Annotated in this window: 18 protein-coding genes; 12 read left to right on the top strand and 6 right to left on the bottom strand. The window is 65.9% G+C overall.

Features of this window, described 5'->3' with window-relative positions:
- Positions 1-241: 241 nt before the first annotated feature.
- Positions 242-796 carry a cytochrome b gene (locus QQL87_RS37000; RefSeq protein WP_284424024.1) on the bottom strand — a complete coding sequence of 185 codons (555 nt, stop codon included), beginning with the start codon at positions 794-796 and terminating at the stop codon, positions 242-244.
- Positions 797-1009: 213 nt separating this feature from the next.
- On the opposite strand from QQL87_RS37000, the gene QQL87_RS36995 reads away from it, so the two are divergent.
- Positions 1010-1558: a cytochrome b gene (locus tag QQL87_RS36995; protein WP_284424025.1), complete on the top strand. Its 549-nt coding sequence runs from the start codon at positions 1010-1012 to the stop codon at positions 1556-1558.
- A 54-nt stretch (positions 1559-1612) separates the two neighbouring features.
- Positions 1613-2377 (top strand): hypothetical protein, encoded by a 765-nt coding sequence (locus tag QQL87_RS36990; RefSeq protein ID WP_284424026.1) that lies wholly within the window; start codon positions 1613-1615, stop codon positions 2375-2377.
- A gap of 27 nt (positions 2378-2404) precedes the next feature.
- Here the strand turns inward: QQL87_RS36990 and purB are convergent, their stop codons facing one another.
- Positions 2405-3712, bottom strand: a complete 1308-nt coding sequence (gene purB / locus QQL87_RS36985; RefSeq protein WP_284424027.1) for an adenylosuccinate lyase — start codon at positions 3710-3712, stop codon at positions 2405-2407.
- 282 nt (positions 3713-3994) lie between these two features.
- Between purB and QQL87_RS36980 the strand changes: the two genes are divergently transcribed.
- Both QQL87_RS36980 and QQL87_RS36975 read left to right on the top strand, forming a co-directional pair.
- Positions 3995-4168, top strand: a complete 174-nt coding sequence (locus QQL87_RS36980) for a hypothetical protein (RefSeq protein ID WP_284424028.1) — start codon at positions 3995-3997, stop codon at positions 4166-4168.
- On the top strand, positions 4165-4752 hold the full coding sequence (locus QQL87_RS36975) for a TetR/AcrR family transcriptional regulator (RefSeq protein ID WP_284424029.1): 588 nt from the start codon (positions 4165-4167) through the stop codon (positions 4750-4752). Before QQL87_RS36980 ends, QQL87_RS36975 begins: the two co-directional genes overlap by 4 nt.
- Positions 4753-4959: 207 nt before the next feature.
- Here the strand turns inward: QQL87_RS36975 and QQL87_RS36970 are convergent, their stop codons facing one another.
- A complete protein-coding gene (locus QQL87_RS36970) occupies positions 4960-5607 on the bottom strand; it encodes a response regulator (protein ID WP_284424030.1) in 648 nt (215 codons plus the stop codon).
- 10 nt (positions 5608-5617) lie between these two features.
- The gene (locus tag QQL87_RS36965) at positions 5618-6976 is read right to left on the bottom strand and encodes a sensor histidine kinase (protein ID WP_284424031.1); all 1359 of its coding nucleotides are present in this window, start codon (positions 6974-6976) and stop codon (positions 5618-5620) included.
- 198 nt (positions 6977-7174) lie between these two features.
- On the opposite strand from QQL87_RS36965, the gene QQL87_RS36960 reads away from it, so the two are divergent.
- Genes QQL87_RS36960 through QQL87_RS36950 form a run of 3 tightly spaced genes read left to right on the top strand, consistent with a single transcriptional unit; the run spans position 7175 to position 9239 of the window.
- A complete protein-coding gene (locus QQL87_RS36960; RefSeq protein WP_284424032.1) occupies positions 7175-7954 on the top strand; it encodes a MotA/TolQ/ExbB proton channel family protein in 780 nt (259 codons plus the stop codon).
- Positions 7951-8622, top strand: a complete 672-nt coding sequence (locus QQL87_RS36955) for a hypothetical protein (RefSeq protein WP_284424033.1) — start codon at positions 7951-7953, stop codon at positions 8620-8622. Before QQL87_RS36960 ends, QQL87_RS36955 begins: the two co-directional genes overlap by 4 nt.
- Positions 8623-8630: 8 nt before the next feature.
- Positions 8631-9239, top strand: coding sequence for a hypothetical protein (locus QQL87_RS36950; RefSeq protein WP_284424040.1), 609 nt, complete (start codon positions 8631-8633; stop codon positions 9237-9239).
- Between the two features lie 66 nt (positions 9240-9305).
- Here the strand turns inward: QQL87_RS36950 and QQL87_RS36945 are convergent, their stop codons facing one another.
- Positions 9306-9902, bottom strand: a complete 597-nt coding sequence (locus QQL87_RS36945; protein ID WP_284424034.1) for a TetR/AcrR family transcriptional regulator — start codon at positions 9900-9902, stop codon at positions 9306-9308.
- A 161-nt stretch (positions 9903-10063) separates the two neighbouring features.
- Here QQL87_RS36945 and QQL87_RS36940 point away from each other — a divergent pair, with 161 nt between their 5' ends.
- Both QQL87_RS36940 and QQL87_RS36935 read left to right on the top strand, forming a co-directional pair.
- Positions 10064-10948 carry an alpha/beta fold hydrolase gene (locus QQL87_RS36940; RefSeq protein WP_284424041.1) on the top strand — a complete coding sequence of 295 codons (885 nt, stop codon included), beginning with the start codon at positions 10064-10066 and terminating at the stop codon, positions 10946-10948.
- A gap of 487 nt (positions 10949-11435) precedes the next feature.
- On the top strand, positions 11436-12371 hold the full coding sequence (locus QQL87_RS36935; RefSeq protein WP_349817317.1) for a S1/P1 nuclease: 936 nt from the start codon (positions 11436-11438) through the stop codon (positions 12369-12371).
- Between the two features lie 154 nt (positions 12372-12525).
- Here QQL87_RS36935 and QQL87_RS36930 read toward each other — a convergent pair whose 3' ends face one another.
- The gene (locus QQL87_RS36930) at positions 12526-14304 is read right to left on the bottom strand and encodes a serine hydrolase (protein ID WP_284424036.1); all 1779 of its coding nucleotides are present in this window, start codon (positions 14302-14304) and stop codon (positions 12526-12528) included.
- A gap of 752 nt (positions 14305-15056) precedes the next feature.
- Between QQL87_RS36930 and QQL87_RS36925 the strand changes: the two genes are divergently transcribed.
- The 3 genes from QQL87_RS36925 (at position 15057) to QQL87_RS36915 (ending at position 18387) form a co-directional block, all read left to right on the top strand.
- Positions 15057-15548, top strand: coding sequence for a DUF2846 domain-containing protein (locus QQL87_RS36925; protein ID WP_284424037.1), 492 nt, complete (start codon positions 15057-15059; stop codon positions 15546-15548).
- A gap of 640 nt (positions 15549-16188) precedes the next feature.
- Positions 16189-16929 (top strand): metallophosphoesterase family protein, encoded by a 741-nt coding sequence (locus QQL87_RS36920; protein WP_284424038.1) that lies wholly within the window; start codon positions 16189-16191, stop codon positions 16927-16929.
- A gap of 3 nt (positions 16930-16932) precedes the next feature.
- A complete protein-coding gene (locus tag QQL87_RS36915; RefSeq protein WP_284424039.1) occupies positions 16933-18387 on the top strand; it encodes a serine/threonine protein kinase in 1455 nt (484 codons plus the stop codon).
- The last annotated feature ends 166 nt before the right edge of the window (positions 18388-18553 follow it).

Here is an 18553-nt window from a genome sequence, read left to right as displayed (position 1 = left end):
CAGGGAATCAGACGTTCTTCCCGTATTCAATATCGATGTGTGAATACGGTAGCCCCTTGCGGGAGAGGGCATGTCGGAAAGAGCGGCAATCTCGGTCGGGTGAGGGGTATGTCTCCACGCGCAGTACTCGCGGAGAGATACCCCTCACCCGACCGAGTGCGTGGATGGATCTGTGATGCCCTCTCCCGCAAGGGGAGAGGGCGCTGTATCGCACATCGCAACGCTGGCTGGCGACTGAATGTCAGCCGCTGCCCGCCCGCCGCGGCCACATCCGGGCCAAGGTCGCGTCCTTCTTGACGAACTCGTGCCAGAGCGTCGCCGCAATGTGCAGGCCGACCACGAGATAGACCGCATAGGCCAGCGTATCGTGCGTGATCTCGCCGGCATGGGCGATCGCCTTGTCGCCGGCGAACAGGCGCGGCCAGCTGAAGGTCCAGAAGTAGCGCAGCGAGTAGCCGCCGGCCGAGGAGAACATATAGCCGGTGACCGGCATGACCAGCAGCAGGGCATAGAGCGCCCAATGATTGAGCTGTGACAGCGCCCGAACCATCCAGCTGAACGCTGCGGGCGCAGCCGGGGGTGTGGTTCGCGCGCGCACGATCAGCCGGACGATCGCCAATAGAAACAGCGTGATGCCGAGGGATTTGTGGATCTCCAGCAGCTCGCGGCGCGGTGACGTGCCGGCCGGCTGCAGGCCGCAATAGAGGCCGATCAACATTGCCGCAATGAACAGCAATGCGGTTGCCCAATGAATCCAGCGCAGCAGGGGATCATAGGCGGTGTCGTCCGATGGCACGTGCAGGTCTCCATGGTGGTACGCAATGCGCGCTCCATAACGCACCGCGCCGCCGTTGTCGGGTCATAACTCGATGACCTCCGAGCGACATCCCCAAGGCGCGGCCGTGTCCTAATTAGTTTCGAACGATTCCATTTCGGCATTGCAGCGAAGCGCCATAAAAAGGTTCCATGCATCTCCGAAGCAGAAGAGATCGCAAGTAGGAATGTTGTCATGATCAGAAATACGGAATCGAGCTGGGGCGGCGTCTCGCGCGCCCTGCATTGGGTGATCGGCCCGACCATCCTGGTGATGATCGGCTTCGGCTGGTGGATGAATCACATCCCGGCGCGCCCCGATCGGTTCTTCTATCGCTCGATCCATGCCGACATCGGCTATGTGCTGCTGGTGCTGGTGCTCGCCCGTCTCGTGTGGCGCATGTTCAATCCGACGCCGGCGCTGCCGGCCGATACGTCGCGCTGGGTCGCGGTGCTCGCACGCGCCAACCAATGGGGGCTCGATCTCGTGACGCTGGTCGTGATCATGCTGGGCTGGGCGCATTCGGGCGCGCACACGCCGGATTATTCCAGCTGGTTCGGGCTATTCCACGTGCCGCAGTTTACCACGCCGGACAAGGAAGCGGCGCGCGCCTGGGAGGACCGCCACATCTTCTTTGCCTATGTGCTGCTGGCGCTCGGCGTGCTGCACATCGCCGCCGCCGTCTGGCATCACCGCGTCAAGCGCGACGACGTCACGCTGCGGATGGTACGGGGCACGGGCTAGCCTTGGCGCCGGGACAGGGTAGGATGCAGGCTCAATTCGCCTGCGAGGAGTGCCATGGCCCGACGAAGCTGGACCGGATGGGCGTCGCGCCTGATTCTTGTCTCCTTCACGCTTGGCGGCGCGGCCGCCGACGCCGCCGAGCGCACGATGTCCTGGGACAGCGGCTGCCGTTTCTCGATCCGGTTCGATCCCGCCAAGCAGGACGAGACGCGGCTGCGCAACACCGTGCATCTGCTGTTCGGCCCGTCCGATTTCGACTCGCCGGGGCCGACGCCGGCGTTCGAGCCGAAGGCGGTCGCCGCGCTCGACCCTGACAAGATCGAGCGCGCCTGCAAGGCGGCGCTCGACGTCGCCGCGCGGCTGGAGTTCATCGCGCTGCCCGGCGTCGACGATTACCGCCGCGCCAGGATGGCGGAGCTGAAGGACAGCTGCGATTTCGAGCTGGCGCAGACCCGCGGCTTCAAGACGGCCTCGGCGCTGCGCGACTATCAGCCGGCCGCCGCCTGCGTGCGGTTCGTCGACGCGATCGAAGGCAAGACCGACCTGCAGCAGGTGTTTCGCCAGACCGTCGAGCAGGGCTGCGCCAACAATGCCAGTCCCAAGGCCTGCGTCGCCCGCTACCTTGCCGAAGCGCAGAAGGCGGACGGGCCGGAGCGCATGCGGATCTACCTGGTCAATTTCGGCTGGAGCAATTGCGCCATCAACTACAATCTCCGCAACACTGGCGAGAAGAAGATGGAACAGATGCGCAGCGCGCTCGAGACCCAGTTCCGGAAGATGTTCAAGGTCAAACAGGACAAGTGCGAGGAGGCGGACTGAGGCGACGTCCGCCTGCTCGACCCGCGATCAGCTTTCCCCGAACACGCGCCTGAAGATCGTGTCGACGTGCTTGAGGTGATAGCCGAGGTCGAACTGCTCGTCGATCTCGGCATCCGTCAGATACTTTTTCACCTCGGTGTCGGCCTTCAGCAGCGTCTTGAAGTCGCCTTCGCCGCGCCACACCGGCATCGCGTTGCGCTGCACCAGCTTGTAGGAGTCCTCGCGGCTCGCGCCCTTCTGGGTCAGCGCGATCAACAGGCGCTGCGAGTGCACGAGGCCGCCGAGCCGGTCGAGGTTCTTTTCCATGTTGGCGGGATAGACCAACAGCTTCTCGATCAGGCCGGCGAGGCGGATCAGCGCGAAATCGAGCGTCACCGTGGCGTCGGGGCCGATCATGCGCTCGACCGAGGAGTGCGAGATGTCGCGCTCGTGCCAGAGCACCACGTTCTCCATCGCCGGCGTCACATAGGCGCGCACCATGCGGGCGAGGCCGGTGAGATTCTCCGACAGCACCGGGTTGCGCTTGTGCGGCATCGCCGACGAGCCCTTCTGGCCCTCGGAGAAGAACTCCTCGGCTTCCAGCACCTCCGTGCGCTGCAGATGGCGGACCTCGGTGGCGAGGCGCTCCACGGAGGAGGCGATGACGCCAAGGGTGGCAAAGAACATCGCGTGGCGGTCGCGCGGAATGATCTGCGTGGAGATCGGCTCGGGCGACAGGCCCATCGCCTTTGCGACGTGCTCCTCCACCCGCGGATCGATCTGCGCGAAGGTGCCGACGGCGCCGGAGATGGCGCAGGTCGCAACCTCCTTGCGGGCGGCGACCAGGCGGTCGCGGGCGCGGGAGAACTCGGCATAGGCGTAAGCGAGCTTGAGGCCGAAGGTCACCGGCTCGGCATGGATGCCGTGCGAGCGGCCGATCGTCGGCGTCATCTTGTGCTCGAAGGCACGCTTTTTCAGGGCTGCAAGCACGCGATCGAGATCGGCGAGCAGCAGGTCGGCGGCGCGGGTCAGCTGCACGTTGAGGCAGGTGTCGAGCACGTCGGACGACGTCATGCCCTGGTGCACGAAGCGCGCCTCGGGGCCGACGATCTCGGCGAGATGGGTCAGGAAGGCGATGACGTCGTGCTTGGTCTCGCGCTCGATCTCGTCGATGCGGGCGACGTCGAAGGTGGCGTCCTTGGCCTTGGCCCAGATCGTCTTGGCCGCGTCCTTCGGGATCGTGCCGAGCTCGGCCAGCGCGTCCGCCGCATGCGCCTCGATCTCGAACCAGATCTTGAACCGGGTCTGCGGCTCCCAGATCGAGGTCATTTCGGGACGGCTATAGCGGGGGATCATCGACGGCTCTCCGAGCGGGGAAGGGGGCGGAATCGGCATCAGGCCGGCGCCGCGAACATTTTACGCCGTGCTCTACCAGAGCCGCCGGGGCGACACAAACGGCGCCGTTGCGCTGCGACACGCGCGAGTTTGAGGTATCCAGGTAAAATTTCTTGAAATCGCGCTGACAGATATTGAAATCTGTCAGCGCGATGGTGTATGTTCCACCTGCCATCGTGCTTAAGACCAACTTACACTGTCTGACCATGGGTTCAGCGGTTTCATACTCGAAGGACCGCTTCGATGAAGATTGAAAAGCGATTGTTGCACTCACAATTTCAGGACTGGCTGAATCTCCAGATCGCCCGTCATCTGGAGGCGCAGGCCGCCAAGCTGCGCGTGGTGTCGTCGGCCAAATCGGCCGAGGCGATCCAGATCAAGGCGCATGCTGATGATGCCGATATGGTGCACGCATGAATGAGGCCGTGGTTCTGACATCCGAGCGCATCCTCGAAGTCACCGAGGACGTGTTGCGCCGTTACGGGCTCGCCAAAGCGACGGTCGTCGACGTCGCGAGGGCGCTCGATGTCAGCCACGGCTCCGTCTACCGTCACTTTCCGAGCAAGGCGTCGCTGCGCGAAGCGGTGGCGCGGCGCTGGCTCGAACGGGTCAGCGCGCCGCTGGCGCAGATCTCCGCCGAGCCGGGACCGGCGCCGGCCAAGCTGGAGCGCTGGCTGCGCGAACTGTTCGGCGCCAAGCAGAAGCGCGTCTGCGAGGATCCCGAGATGTTCGCGACCTATCTGACCTTGGCGCGCGAGGCATGTTCGGTGGTCAAGGCGCACAAGCAGGACCTGATCGCCCAGGTCGAAGGCATCATCGCCGAAGGCGTCGCGCAGGGCACCTTCCACGTCACCGATCCGAAAACCGCGGCATGCGCCATCTTCGATGCGACCAGGAGCTTCCATCACCCCGCTCATGCCGACGAGTGGGGCGAATGCACGTGCTCGGGCCGCGTCGATGCGGTGCTGACTCTGCTGCTGCGCGGGCTTCAGGCCAGATAGCGTACGCGATCGGCGACGGGCACGAGCCCCGTCGGTGAGCGCTTGCTGCGGGCGTGGATGGCCGTGTGGCGGCGATTTCCCACCACGTCATTGCGAGCGCAGCGAAGCAATCCAGGGTGGTGGGCTCGACTCTGGATTGCTTCGCTGCGCTCGCAATGACGGGTTGAGACAACTCGCTTGGCAACGAGCGGCGTGCGGGGGGCTCCGCTACAGATCGGTCAAACCGCTGGTGACGGCCAGCCGCACCAGTTGCGCGTCGGTCTGCAAGCCCGTCTTCGCCTTCACCAGGTAATGATAGTTCTGCACCGTCTTGACGCTGAGATGCAGGTTCGCGGCGATCTGCTCGGTGGTCAGGCCCGAGGCGAGCTGGCGGAGGATTTCGATCTCGCGCTCGCCGAGCCGGTCCAGCACGGTCTGGATCGGGTCGAGGCTATCGGCCGCCAGCACATGAGCGACGTCGTCGCTGAGCGCGCGCTCGCCACGGGTCACCATGCGGATGGCGCGGACCAGCGCCGCCGGCTCGCTGCTCTTGGTGACGAAGCCGCTCGCGCCGGCCGCAAACGCGGCCTTCACCAGCGGCGCCTCGCCATGCATCGAGAACACCAGGATGCAGGCGCGGTTGTCGCGGGCGCGGATGTTGCGGATCGCCTCCAGCCCGCTGGCGCCCTTCATCGAGATGTCGAGCACGACGACATCGGGTGCATGCGCCTTGAACGCGGCATAGGCCGCCGCGGCGCTGTCGGCCTCGGCGATGACGCGAAAACCGTCCTGGCTCTCCAGCACGCGGCGATAGCCCTGGCGCACCACCGGATGGTCGTCGACCAGCAGAATCGAAATGCCTGTCGGCTCGGACATCGCGATGATCTCAGGCCGCCAGCGGGATCGTTGCGGAGACGCTGAGCCCGCGCGCGGCGGGGCCGATCGACAGCGAGCCACCGACCGCGGCGATACGCTCGCGGATGCCGGTGAGGCCGAAGCCGTCCGATTGCGCCAGTTGGGCTGCATCGCCGCCGCCGTCATCCTCGATGCAGATCAGCAGCGCGCCGTCAGGACCGGAGCGGCGCTCGACGCGCAGCGAGACTTCGCTCGCGCTGGTGTGGCGCAACGCGTTGGTGAGGCACTCCTGCGCCATGCGATAGGCCGTCACCGCGACCGGACCCTGGATGTCGGCGAGATCGCCGTGCAGGTCGAGCCGGATCGCCGGCCGCGCCGCATGCTGATAGTTCTCCGTCAGCGCTTTGAGGCCTGCGGCGAGGCCGAGCTCCTCGGTCAGCGGGCGGCGCAGGCGGCTGAGCGTGCCGCGCAGGCAGGCCATCAGATGCGTGACCGACTGCGTGATCATGCGCGCGTCCTGCGCCACCTGGTCCTTGCGGCCGTTTCCGGCGGCCTCGATGGTCGAGGCGAAAGCGAGGATCGCGGTCAGGTTCTGCCCGAACTCGTCGTGCAGCTCGCGCGCCAGCGCGCGGCGCTCCTCGTCGCGGATGTCGAGCAGGCGCTCGGTCAGCGCCGCGCGCTGCTCATTGGCCCGGGACAGCCGGTCGCCGAGCTCGGACACGGCGCGGCCGATCATCGCAAGCTCCATCGAGCGGAAGCGCGGCAATGCGGGGCGGTGATCGCCCTCGGCCATCCGCTGCAGCGCCTGGACGATGCTGCGCGCCGGCGCCAGCGCATGCGCGATCGCCAGCGACGCGAGCACGCCGATGGCGATCGCCATCGCGAGCGCCACGCCAAAGCTGTCCTGGATGCGCAGCCAGGCCAGCTGGATCGCGGCATCCGGATCGGCGATCGCGGATACGGTCCCTGCCGTCGTGGCGCGCGCGCTGATCGCCTGCGCGACCGCGGCATGATCGCCGAGGATCGCCGCCACCAGACCTGAGAACCAGCGCGGCGGCGCGGCGCCGAGGCCCTTGCTCTGGCCGCACAGCGGCTTTTCAAAGGCCGCTTCCGGCTTGAACTGCACGCAGATGCCCGGCGCGATCAGCTTCATCGTCTCGGTCGTGCGCCAATCGGGCACCGGCAGCAGGTGGTCGCGCGTCCGGTTGCTGCGCAGCAGCAGCTCGCGCCAATACAACGCCTCCAGCGCCTGCGAAACGCGATCGGCTGACGCCGCGGTGGCGCGGTCGACGCTGCGGTAGGCATCGACGGTGACCCACAGCGCTGCGGCCGCCAGACAGAGCAGAACGATCAGCGCAAGGCGCGCGATCAGCTGGAGCACGAGGCGCATGCGATCCTCCACGGCGTTTGCCGCAGCGTAACGACCGGTTGGAGCGCCGCCAAGCAAATGCACTGCAGCAAGCGCAACGTTGGGAAAATTTCCCGAGGGCATCGAGGCAGATGTCTTTGGACGCGGTTCCGCCGCTCTGCTTAACTTCGATGTCGAAGCGCTGAATGCAACAGGGCGCAGCCATCGGGGAGTTCGTGCATGAGCGTCGTCAGCAGTGCTGAGGTGGTGGAACCGGCGGCGGACAGGGCCGAGCGCGGGCCGCTGCTGCTCTGGATGATCTTCACCGGCCTGACGGTGTTCGCCGCGGTGGTGCTGGCGCGCTACGGCTATTTCCATCTGATGGTCACCTCGGACCGCACCTATATTTCGAGCGTCGTGGCCGTGCTCTACGTCCTGACCTGCTGCCACTGCTTCTGGCGGACGCGGGCGATCGCCCGCGAGGCGGATGCCACGAGGCGTTGCCGAGCCGTCCTGATCGGCCCGGACGCGGCGCGGGCGCTCGATGCCGATGCGCGGCTGCTGCCCGCGGGGCTCGTCACCAACCACATCCGCAGCCTCGTCACCAAGGCTGAGACGCAAGGGGCAGGGCGCCTCGACCAGACGCTGCTGCTGCGCACCCTGGCCGACCGCCTGCGCGGCTCCAACGGCTTCGGCAGCTTCGCCTCGGACACGCTGATGAAACTCGGCCTGCTCGGCACCATCATCGGCTTCATCATCATGCTGGCGCCGATCGCCGGCCTCGACGTCAACGACAAGCTGGCGATGAAATCGTCGATGGGGCTGATGAGCGACGGCATGGCGGTGGCGATGTACACCACGCTCGCCGGCCTCGTCGGCTCGATCCTGGTGCGCATCCAGTACTACATGCTGGATGCGGCGACGGGGCGCGTGTTCTCCGAGGCGGTCATGCTCACCGAGACGCGGGTGACGCCGCGGCTCGAGCGCGCGATGGATCGCGCGCCGGAGCAGGCCGCATGATGGACGATTTCGGACTCTATCCGCGCGAGGAGCAGTTCGACCCGTTCAGCGTCATGCTGTTCAAGGCGCTGCAGATCGTCGCGTTCTTCTTCTTCATCGCGGTGCTCGCGATCTCGCCGGACGCCAAGGACGGCAAGGTCGACTCGAAGGCCGAGTTCCTGATCACGATGGACTGGCCCGACAACCATCCCGATGATCTCGATCTGTTCGTGCAGGATCCCGTCGGCAACATCGCCTGGTACCGGCATCGCGAGGCCGGCTTCCTCACGCTCGACCGCGACGACCGCGGCGGCGCCAACGATTTCATCCTGGTCAACGGCCTGAAGATCCCCTCGGCGATCCGCGAGGAGATCGTGACGATCCGAGGCATCGTCGCCGGCGAGTACACCGTCAACATCTCGCATTTCCAGAACGTCAGCGGCCAGCCGGTCGAGGCCAAGGTGAAGGTGCAGAAGCTGAACCCGACGGCGCAGGTGATCTTCGACGACAAGGTCGTGCTCGATCATTCCGGCGACGAGAAGACGGCGCTGCGCTTCAAGCTCAACGCCGAAGGCAAGGTGATCGACGTGCAACGGCGGCCGAAATCGCTGCTGGAGACCTTCCGCAGCAATTGGCGCAACGGCGCCGACCTCGATCCCAAGACCGGCGTCAGGATGCTCCGGCCATGACGGGTAACATGACGAGCAATCTGCAGAGCGTCATCGTCACGCTATCCGTATGCTACGCGCTGATCGGCGCGCTGCTGCTGCTGGTGCTGGTCTATGCCAGGCTGCCCTGGCAGGCCAAGGCGGTGGCGGTCATCGTCACCAGCGCGTTCTATGTCGGCAGCTTCGTCGGCGCCCGCGGGCTGCTCGGCTGGGCCAGCGTCGACCGGCTGCCGCCGAGCTTCAAGCTGCTGCATGTGCGCATCGTCGATCCGCACACCGTCGAGGGTGATCCCGGCGCGGTCTATCTCTGGGTCGAGACGCTCGACGACGACAACCGCCCGAGCGGCGTGCCGCGCGCCTACCGCATCCCCTACAGCGACAAGCTTGCCGAGAAGGCGCAGCACGCCGCCGACCAGATCGCCGCCGGTCACCCGCAGGGCGGCCGCGCCGCCGATTTCGGCACCGGCGACGGCGGCGTCATCGACGCCGCGCGCGAATACATCCTGCCGCGGACGATCATCGAGACCGCCGGCGGCGATCCCTCCAGCGGCGAGTTCAAGGCCGCCCAGAAGGCCGGCGACGGCGTGTCGTTCACGCCGCTGCTGCCGCCGCGCATGCCGCCGAAGGACGAGCAGTGATGAGGCCGGCTCGATCGTCTCGCACGCCTGCCCAGGTCAATGACGCCAAGGCGCTATAGGGCGCTATCAACGCGCGCCTTTGGGCCATTGCCTGAGCGCGATCGCCGCGACGCGGCGTAGTTCGGCACGGCTCGCGCCGCCGACGGACTGCACGGCCATTCCGTACAGCACCACCGAAAGATAACGCGCGAGATCCGAAGGACTCGCATCGGCGGGCAGGTCGCCCTCCGCCTTGGCCCGCGTCAGGCGCCGGCGGATCGCCGCCTCGCCGGCGATGCGATGCGCACTCATCTCCCGGCGGATCATGGCGGCGTCGTCGCTGCACGCCAGCGCGCCATGCACGCCGAGGCAACCGACCGGATTTGCCTTGTCGCCGTGGAGCTCCGCCGCGCCCTCCAGCAGCTGCCGCGCGACCTCAAGCGCCGTCGGCGCCTTGAGCGCCTTGGTCCGGTAGGCGCCTGCCTTGGCCTCGTAGCGTTCCAGCACCCGCCTGAACAAGGCCTCCTTGTTCCCGAATGCGGCATAGAGGCTCGGCCGTGTGATGCCCAGCGTCTCGGTCAGGTCGGAGAGCGACGTTCCTTCGTAGCCCTTTCGCCAGAACAGCGCGGTCGCCAGCTCAAGGGCCGTTTCAGTGTCGAATTCGCGCGGCCGTCCGATCGGCATGGAGAGGTTCCTCATCGATATTCAGCTTGACTCGGCTGGTGCATTGCGGAGACTATTGTACCTATCGATATAGAACTCCGCGGGGGTCGCGCATGAGCGTTGTTAGCATATCCGTGACATCCAGGTGGACAGCCAGATTGGTCTCCGCCCTGCTGGCGTGCATGGCGGCGATGCTCGGCGTGTCGCCGGCTTCTGCGATCGAGCCGTTTCCGGCGGATTTCAAGACCCAGGCCATCACCGTCAACGGCGCGACGCTGCATGTCCGCGTCGGCGGCAAGGGACCGGCGGTGGTGATGCTGCACGGCTTCGCCGACACCGGCGATATGTGGGCGCCGCTCGCCAAGGCGCTCTACAAGGACCACACCGTCATCGTTCCCGACCTGCGCGGGATGGGTCTGTCGTCGCAGCCGGCCGGCGGCTACGACAAGAAGACGCAAGGCGTCGACATCGCCATGGTGATGGACAAGCTCAACGTCCAGAAGGCTGATCTGGTGACGCACGACATCGGCAACATGGTCGGCTACGCGCTCGCCGCGCAATATCCCGACCGCATCACCAAATGGGTCGTCATCGACGCGCCGCTGCCCGGCATCGGGCCGTGGGACGAGATCCTGAAGAGCCCGTTGCTGTGGCATTTCAATTTCCGCGGACCCGATGTCGACCGGCTCGTCAAGGGCCGCGAACGGATCTATCTCGACCGCTTCTACAACGAGCTGTCTGCCGACCCGAAGAAGATCGACGAGGCCACGCGCAACCATTATGCCAAGCTCTATGCGCGGCCCGGCAACATGCACTATGCCTTCGAGCAGTTCGCGGCGTTCAACCAGGATGCAAAGGACAACAAGGTGTTTGCCGAGAAGAAGCTGCCGATGCCGATCCTGGCCCTCGGCGCAGAGAAGTCGTTCGGCGATCAGCAGGCCGCGGTCATTCGCAACGTGGGCAGCAACGTCCAGGGCGGCATCATCACCGGCTCCGGACACTGGATCATGGAAGAACAGCCGGCGCAGACCGTGGACAAGGTCCGCAGCTTCATCGACGGCAAATGAGCCGCCGACACCGCAGAATCGCAGCTCGGATGAGCAAAGGCCTGCGCCCGCAGGGCGAAGGCCGCAGCGGCGTCCGGCTACGCGCGTGCTGATACCGACGTTCTCCGCTGTCTCCGCTTGCTCCGTCATTGCGAGCGCAGCGAAGCAATCCAGGGTCCCGCCCACGATTCTGGATTGCTTCGCTGCGCTCGCAATGACGTGGAGAGAGCGTGCGACACAGCCTGCAGCCGGGGAAGAGCGACAGCCTGCGTCCGCTCATCCGGGCGACGCAGTGACGCGGCATGTTCGTTGCCGTGATACATGACGCCACCCATCATGACGAGATCGTGACGGCTGCCCGGCCGCCACGATCGTCTCGACCGGCGTGCGACGCTGAAATTGCCAAGTCCGTCCGCGCGCGCTAGGCTGCGGCGCATTGGTGGTGACGGCGATCGATCTTGTCCGATTCATTCGATCTCGATTCATTCGATCTCAAGAGGGCATTGCGATGCGGGCGCTGACGATGGCATTGACCGTTGCGGTGCTGTGGCCGGCGGGACAGGCTCTCGCCTGGTGGGACGAAGGCCACATGCAGATTGCCTATGTGGCCTACAAGAAGCTCACGCCCGCGGCCAGGGACAGGGCGGATGCCTTGCTCAAGCTCAACCCCGATTATGCCGACTGGATCGCCGGGGCGCCTCCGGGCCAGGAAAAGCTCTACGCCTTCGTGCACGCGGCGACCTGGCCCGACGACATCAAGATGAAGCCGGACTATTACGACGATCAGGTGACCGACTCGACGGCAAAGCAGCTGGTGCCCTACGGCCACCTCAAGCACGCCTATTGGCACTACAAGGACACGCTGTTCTCGGCCGATGAGACGCCGCTGCCGCGCCCGGACGCGGTGGATGCGGTATCCCAGCTCAAGCTGATGATCGCGAAGCTGCCGGCGAACACCGACGCGTCCGAGCCGCTGCGCTCGTACAGCCTCAGCTGGTTGATCCATCTGGTCGGCGATCTCCACCAGCCGCTGCACGCCATCGCGCGCTATTCGGCCGCCTTGCCGGACAAGGGCGGCGACCGCGGCGGCAACGAGGTGCAGGTCGTCGCGGCGAACGGCGAGACGCTGGCGCTTCACGCCTATTGGGACGGCATCTTCGGCGGCTATTCGACGGTGTTCGGCGCGATCTTCGATGCCGATCATGGCGGCCTGTCGAGCGTGACGGCGGATGCCGGCAAGGCGCAGATCATCGACCCCGCGACCTGGGCGCAGGAGAGTTTCGAGCTCGCCAAGACCTCCGCCTACGCCGCGCCGGTGCGGACCGACAAGCAGCCGGCCGAACTGACCCGGGAGTACGAGACCAACGCCCGCGAGACGGCCCGCAAGCAGGCCGCGCTCGCCGCTGCGCGGCTTGCCAACCTGCTCGAGGTGTTGTTGCGGTAGGAGCGCATGTCCTCCGCTCGTCCGGCGGACTCCGTCATTGCGAGCGCAGCGAAGCAATCCAGACTGTCTCTGCGGAGGGATTCTGGATTGCTTCGCTGCGCTCGCAATGACGGGGAGAGACTGCGGTCGATCCCGATGACGTCGCGCGCGGTCGTCAGCTTCGAGATGGACCAGATGATCCTGCCGAAGCCGCCGCGGGATCGGCTTCCATCCGTACGGCGACGAACGTGCCGTTGGGCTGATGAAACACCAGCTCGTCGACCGTGCCGGTGGCACCGCGGCGAAACTCCAGGCGGAATCCTTCGAGCTCGACGATGCTGAAGATGCCGCCCTGGTAGGGCCGAAGGTGATACAGCGGCTGAAGGTCGGACTTCAGCGTCAGCTCGCCGTCATCCTGCAGCGTGACGACATGCGTCGTTGCGCCGTGCTGCCAGCGGCCGGCGCAGGCGATGCGAAAGGCCGGGTCCATGCAGTCGCCGCCCGGCGCGCGCTGAAACACGATGTCGGCGACCAAAGGCTCGAACTGCGCCGAGAGGCTGGCGACGTTGCCGTCGCGGTCGGTGTGGAACGAGAGCGCCAGACGGTCGGGGTTCAAATCATAGGGCAGTTGCGGAGTCTCGAAGGTCTCGAAGTGGCGATGTTCGAGCGGGCCCTGGAAACACCGGTAGGCCCAGTGCAGCGCGTCGCTCGCCGCCGTGATGGTGATCGGGCCGTAGCCGGGGTGCTGATAGCTGCCGGCATAGTCCGGCAGCGGATGGGCCGGCGGAGCGTTGGACTTGCGCGCGGCCAGACGGGTCTGCTCGTCGGTCTCGGCCTGCGCCAGCGCCTTGCGCCGGAGATCGCGCAGCCGCTCGAGCCACGGCACGGGCTCCTTGCCGCAGACGCGGTCCATCACGCGGTTGATCAGGATGGCGGGAACGGGAGCGCCGGAGACGTTGCAGAACACCGCAACGCCGAGCTTCCTCTCGGGGACCAGCCGCATCAGCGTGCTCCAGCCGAGCCAGCCGCCGGAATGTCCGACGATCCTCTCGCCGCGATAGGTGGTCGTGACGAAGCCAAGCCCATAATGAACATGGCCGAACTCGCGTTCGGGTCCGGACGACAGCACGCGCGGGGCCTGCATCTCGTGGATCAGCGCTGCGTCGAGCAGCCGGTGGCCCGCGAACTCGCCTTCGGCGAGCAGGAATGTCATCCAGTTGGCGATTGCCGCGGCCGAGGTGTTGATGCCGGCGGCGGCGGCCGCGTGAAACGGCCAGAGCTTCGTTGGCCTGCGCTCATCGCGATGGACGATATAGGGCGTGGCGGCATCCTCCGCCTGCGCCAGATCGTCGACGGTCATCGACACCGTCATCTGCAGCGGATCGGTGATGCGGCTGCGGATGAAATCCTCCCAGCTCTGGCCGCTGATCCGCTCGGTGACGAGGCCGGCGACGTTGTAGCCGAGATTGCTGTATTGCCAGCTGGTGCGAATGTCGCGGCTCGGCTCGATGTGGCGCATCGCGGCCAGCATCTCGGTGCGCGACAACCCGCCCGGCATCCAGACCCAGTCGTGCCGGGGCAGGCCGCTGTGATGGGACAACAGGTCACGGACCGTGACGCGCTCGGTTGCGACCGGATCATGCAGGCGGAATTCCGGAACATAGTCGCGAACCGGCTTCGCCCAGTCGAGCCGGCCGTCGCCGACCAGCATCGCAAGACCGGTGGCCGTGAATGTCTTGGTGATCGAGCAGATCGTGAACTGGGTCTGCGGTGTCGCCGGCAGGCCGGCTTCGGCGTCGCGATGACCATAGGCCCCGAGAAGAGCGGTCTCGCCATTCTGCACCACGGCGATCGTGACGGCGGGGACCTTCCACTCGTCCATCGCCTCTGCCGCGAGGGCGTCGAGCTCGGGGGTGATGGCGGCCAGATTCGACAGGGCGACGGGGCTGTTCATCGGTCTTCCGGAATGGGCATGCGGTACCACGCCCGCGTTGCGTCACAGGGGTGATCAATGCGCGTGATCAATCCGGGTTGATTGCTGTCCGAGGCGTCTAGCGCATGACAATGTGTTACCGCTACAAGATGTAGCATATGGCGCCAGATGCAGCAATCGAACTGTCCCATGATGGTGCGTCGCGCCGACATGCTACCTTTACGGGTGCTGGCCGCGCGACGGAGTCAGCGCCGACTGCCGCGCCTCTCCAGTCAATATCTGTTCGTCGGTCCTCCACCGCTGATGGACAAAGCCGCCACGGTCGTCCCGTCGATGAACGATAACATGCATTCATGGGCGAACAACTGGGGATTGCTCCAGTGCGCGGCTCATGACACATCGTGAGATGTCAGCTATCAATGCCAGGCACGATCGTCATGACACGTGAAGCTGGGATGCGATGGACGCCGGCCAAGGGTGAGGCAAACACGACGTGCAGGTGGCTGTGCCATCGACTGAAGACGCCAGGTGGCCGATATTGGCCGGAGCTAAGTGCAACTATCAGCGTAATGGCAGGACTGGTCCAGGCTGTGTCCTCGGGCTGGAAGGGGCGTGACAAGATCGATAGTGTGAAGGATCTGGACCTCATGCGATCGTTGCATTCCAGAGCCCTTCCGATTGTCGACATGGTCCAGGGAACGCGGTCTTTGGGGGGCATGATGTTCGGACGTTGGGCAGGGCCATGCGTGGCCGCGTTGCTGTTGACAGGATGCGTGACCGACAAGGTCGGGACGGATTATGCGGCCACGACGCCGAGGATCGCGCAGCCGCTGGCTGGAAAATCCCGCGTCGTCCTGCTGGCCTCACAAAAGAAGGGCCTGCTCTTTCAAGGCACCATCTGCGATGTGACGCTTGACGGTGCACCAATGGGGGAGCTGAAGATCGGCACTTACATCCAGATTGATGTTCCCGCGGGGCGTCATCAGCTTGGTGCCACGCAGACGATGTTTGCGGGGGAGACGAAGACCGACATCATCACCCAGAATGGCCGCGTGTCGTACTTCCTGGTCCAGCCCAGCAAGCGGTCCAAGGCGGTCGCCGCAGGGGCGATGGTCGGTGGTATCGCTGGTGCGCTGGTCACCTCGGCGGCCTCATCCGGAAGCGACAACCCGGGCCCGGTCGATTTCGCGCCGTTGGACGAAGTCGCGGCTCGGAACGCGATCGAAGAATTCCAATTGACGCAGTCCGGAAGTCAGGGCGGGTAAGCCCAAGGCGGGCTCGGCGGACCGCGCCGTCCGGCCCTCGCCGAATTTTTCTATTTCCTTTTTTCAGAAATCGTGCTTATATGCTGCCATCCCGCCCCGAGCAGAGGGACGTAGCGCGCGATCGTCACGACACGTGGGGTGGAGATGCGATGGACGTTGGGCCGGCGTGAGACGAGCGCTGGTCGGCGGACGCGAAGTCGTGTGGTCCTGGCATCCCGACGCTGATGCCAAGCTGCCTGGTGATGATCCGGGCGGCGACGGTGGCCAGAAAGCCGGCGCACCGGGGAGATCACGATATAAGCGTTAACACCGTCGCGCGAGGAATGCCGGATGTTCGGCTGAACCTGTGGTGACTGCCGCCTGCTTTTTTTGCTGCAGGCGGGCCATGGGTGAGGCCTTCACCCGGCATTCCCCGCGCCCTCTCGCTTTTCGAGGGCACACCGATCGCATGGCCCGGGCGGGATCCGCCGCGGGAACACGTCGTCGTGTCGCGTGTCGGTCGTGCCGCTGATGCGGCGTGTCGCTGGTGGGGCGCCCTTGCTTCTCTTGCCCACGGACGTTTTGATGTTGCTCAAACCGGTTTGATGTTGCTCAAATTCCGTGCGAAGCCCGCCTGTACGGTGTGGTCGGAGGACAACGGGTGCTGCTGGCGATCTTCACGGATATCCATGCCAATCGGCAGGCCTTTGCGGCCTGCCTGGAGGCGGCGCGCGCCCGTGGTGCCGAGCGCCTGATCTGCCTCGGGGACATCGTCGGCTACGGCGCCGATCCGGAATGGTCGGTCGATACGGTCATGGAGATGGTTGCCAATGGCGGGCTCGCCGTGCGTGGCAACCACGATAATGCGGTGTCGACCGTGAGCGAGAGCATGAATTCCGAGGCGCAGGCGGCGATGGAGTGGACGCGTGGACGCCTCAGCGCCGAGCAGCGGCGTTTTCTCGCCGAATTGCCGATGAGCGTCGGTGACGATGACCGCCTGTTCGTGCATTCGGAGGCGTCGAGCCCGCCGCGCTGGCGCTATGTGCAGACCTCGGCCGACGCCGCACGCAGCATGATCGCGACCGAGGCGCAGGTGACGTTCTGCGGCCACATCCACCGTCCGGCGCTGTATTCGATGTCGGCGACCGCCAAGATGACCAGCTTCACGCCCACCGCCAACATGCCGGTGCAGCTGTTGCGCGGCCGCCAGTGGCTCGCCGTGGTCGGATCGGTCGGCCAGCCGCGCGACGGCGATCCGGCGGCCTGCTTCGTCACCTTCGACACCAAGACGCGCGAGATCACCTATTGCCGTGTGCCGTATGACGTCGAGGCAGCGGCGCAGCGTATTCGCGACAACGGCCTGCCGCCCTGGCTGGCGCAGCGGCTCTCGATGGGGCGTTAGAGCATGCCACGATCAAAGCTTCAGCCGGGCGTCGTCATCGACGGCTTCACGGTCGGCGACTGCGTGCATTCCGGCGGCATGGCGACGTTGTGGAGCGTGACCCGTCCCGACATCGAGCGTCCGATCCTGATGAAGGTGCCGCGCGTCTCCGAGGGCGAGGACCCCGCGGCGATCGTCAGCTTCGAGATGGAGCAGATGATCCTGCCGAAACTGTCGGGGCCGCACGCGCCGGCCTGTTTCGGCACCGGCGATTTCGCCACCCAGGCCTATGTGGTGATCGAGCAGATTCCGGGCGAGACGCTGTACAAGCGGCTGCCGGAGCTGCCGCTTCCTTACGAGGAGGCGCGCGTGCTGGTCGCGAAGATCGCGACTGCGCTGGCCGACATTCATCGGCAGCACGTCATCCATCACGACATCAAGCCGTCGAGCATCATGTTCCGTCCCTCGGGCGAGGCGGTGCTGATCGACTACGGCCTGTCGTGCCACAAGCACCTGCCGGATCTCCTGCAGGAGGAATTCCGCCTGCCTTACGGCACCGCGCCCTACATGGCGCCGGAGCGCATGATGGGCACGCGCAGCGACCCGCGCAGCGACATCTTTTCGCTCGGCGTGCTCTTGTACTTTTTCACGACAGGCGTGCGGCCGTTCGGCGAGACCGAGACCCTGCGCGGCATGCGCCGGCGCCTCTGGCGCGATCCGTATCCGCCGCGGCAATTGAAGCCGGACTATCCGCCGTGGCTGCAGGAGATCGTGCTGCGCTGCCTGGAGATCGAGCCGGTCTGGCGCTACCCGACCGCGGCGCAGCTCGCCTTCGATCTCGGCCATCCCGACCAGGTCAAGCTCACGGCGCGCGCGGAGAAGGTCAAGCGCGATCCGATCACGACCGTCTGGCGCCGCCGCTTCAACCGTGGCCTCGTGCAGCCGGAGCAGAAGGCATCCGACGTCGCGGTGCAGATCGCCGCGAGCCCGATCGTGGCGGTCGCGATCGACACCTCCGAGGGCGGCGAGGAGCTCAACGGCGCGCTGCGCGTCACCGCCCAGCGCATTCTCGCGACGCTGCCCGCGGCGCGGCTCGCCTGCGTGAACGTCTTGAAGCTCGGCCGGCTGACGATCGACCGTACGCTGGACGAGGAGGGCAACAACAAGCACATCGACCGCATGGTCGCGCTCAAGCACTGGGCGACGCCGCTCAAGCTCGACGCCAGCCGGCTGACGGTGCACGTGCTCGAAGCGGTCGATCCGGCCGCCGCGCTGGTCGAGTTCGCCGAGGTCAACCAGGTCGACCACATCATCATCGGCGCGCGCCGCGACTCGGTGCTGCGCTCCTTGCTCGGCAGCGTCTCGGCCAAGGTCGCCGCGGAAGCCAGCTGCACCGTCACCGTCGTGCGCACGCGCCACGTCGTTCGGGAAGCGGATGATGAGGATGACGAGCCGGCGAAGGCGGTGTCGGGCGGATGAAGCAGACGACTTCTCCTCTCCAGGAGTCTCCAGCGCCGAGAGCGGCGCTGCACATTGACCATGAGCAGCGTGCTCAAGGAGAGAGAAGAACGTCCGCGCGGCGATGTCGGAGCGCTCCCTCTCCCCGTTCTTCACGGGGAGAGGGTTGGGGTGAGGGGCAGCCACG

This window comes from Bradyrhizobium sp. SSBR45G, from assembly GCF_030159255.1.
Lineage (GTDB): Bacteria > Pseudomonadota > Alphaproteobacteria > Rhizobiales > Xanthobacteraceae > Bradyrhizobium.
Note: the sequence above shows the minus strand (reverse complement) of the source record. Positions and strands in the feature narration are given on the sequence as shown.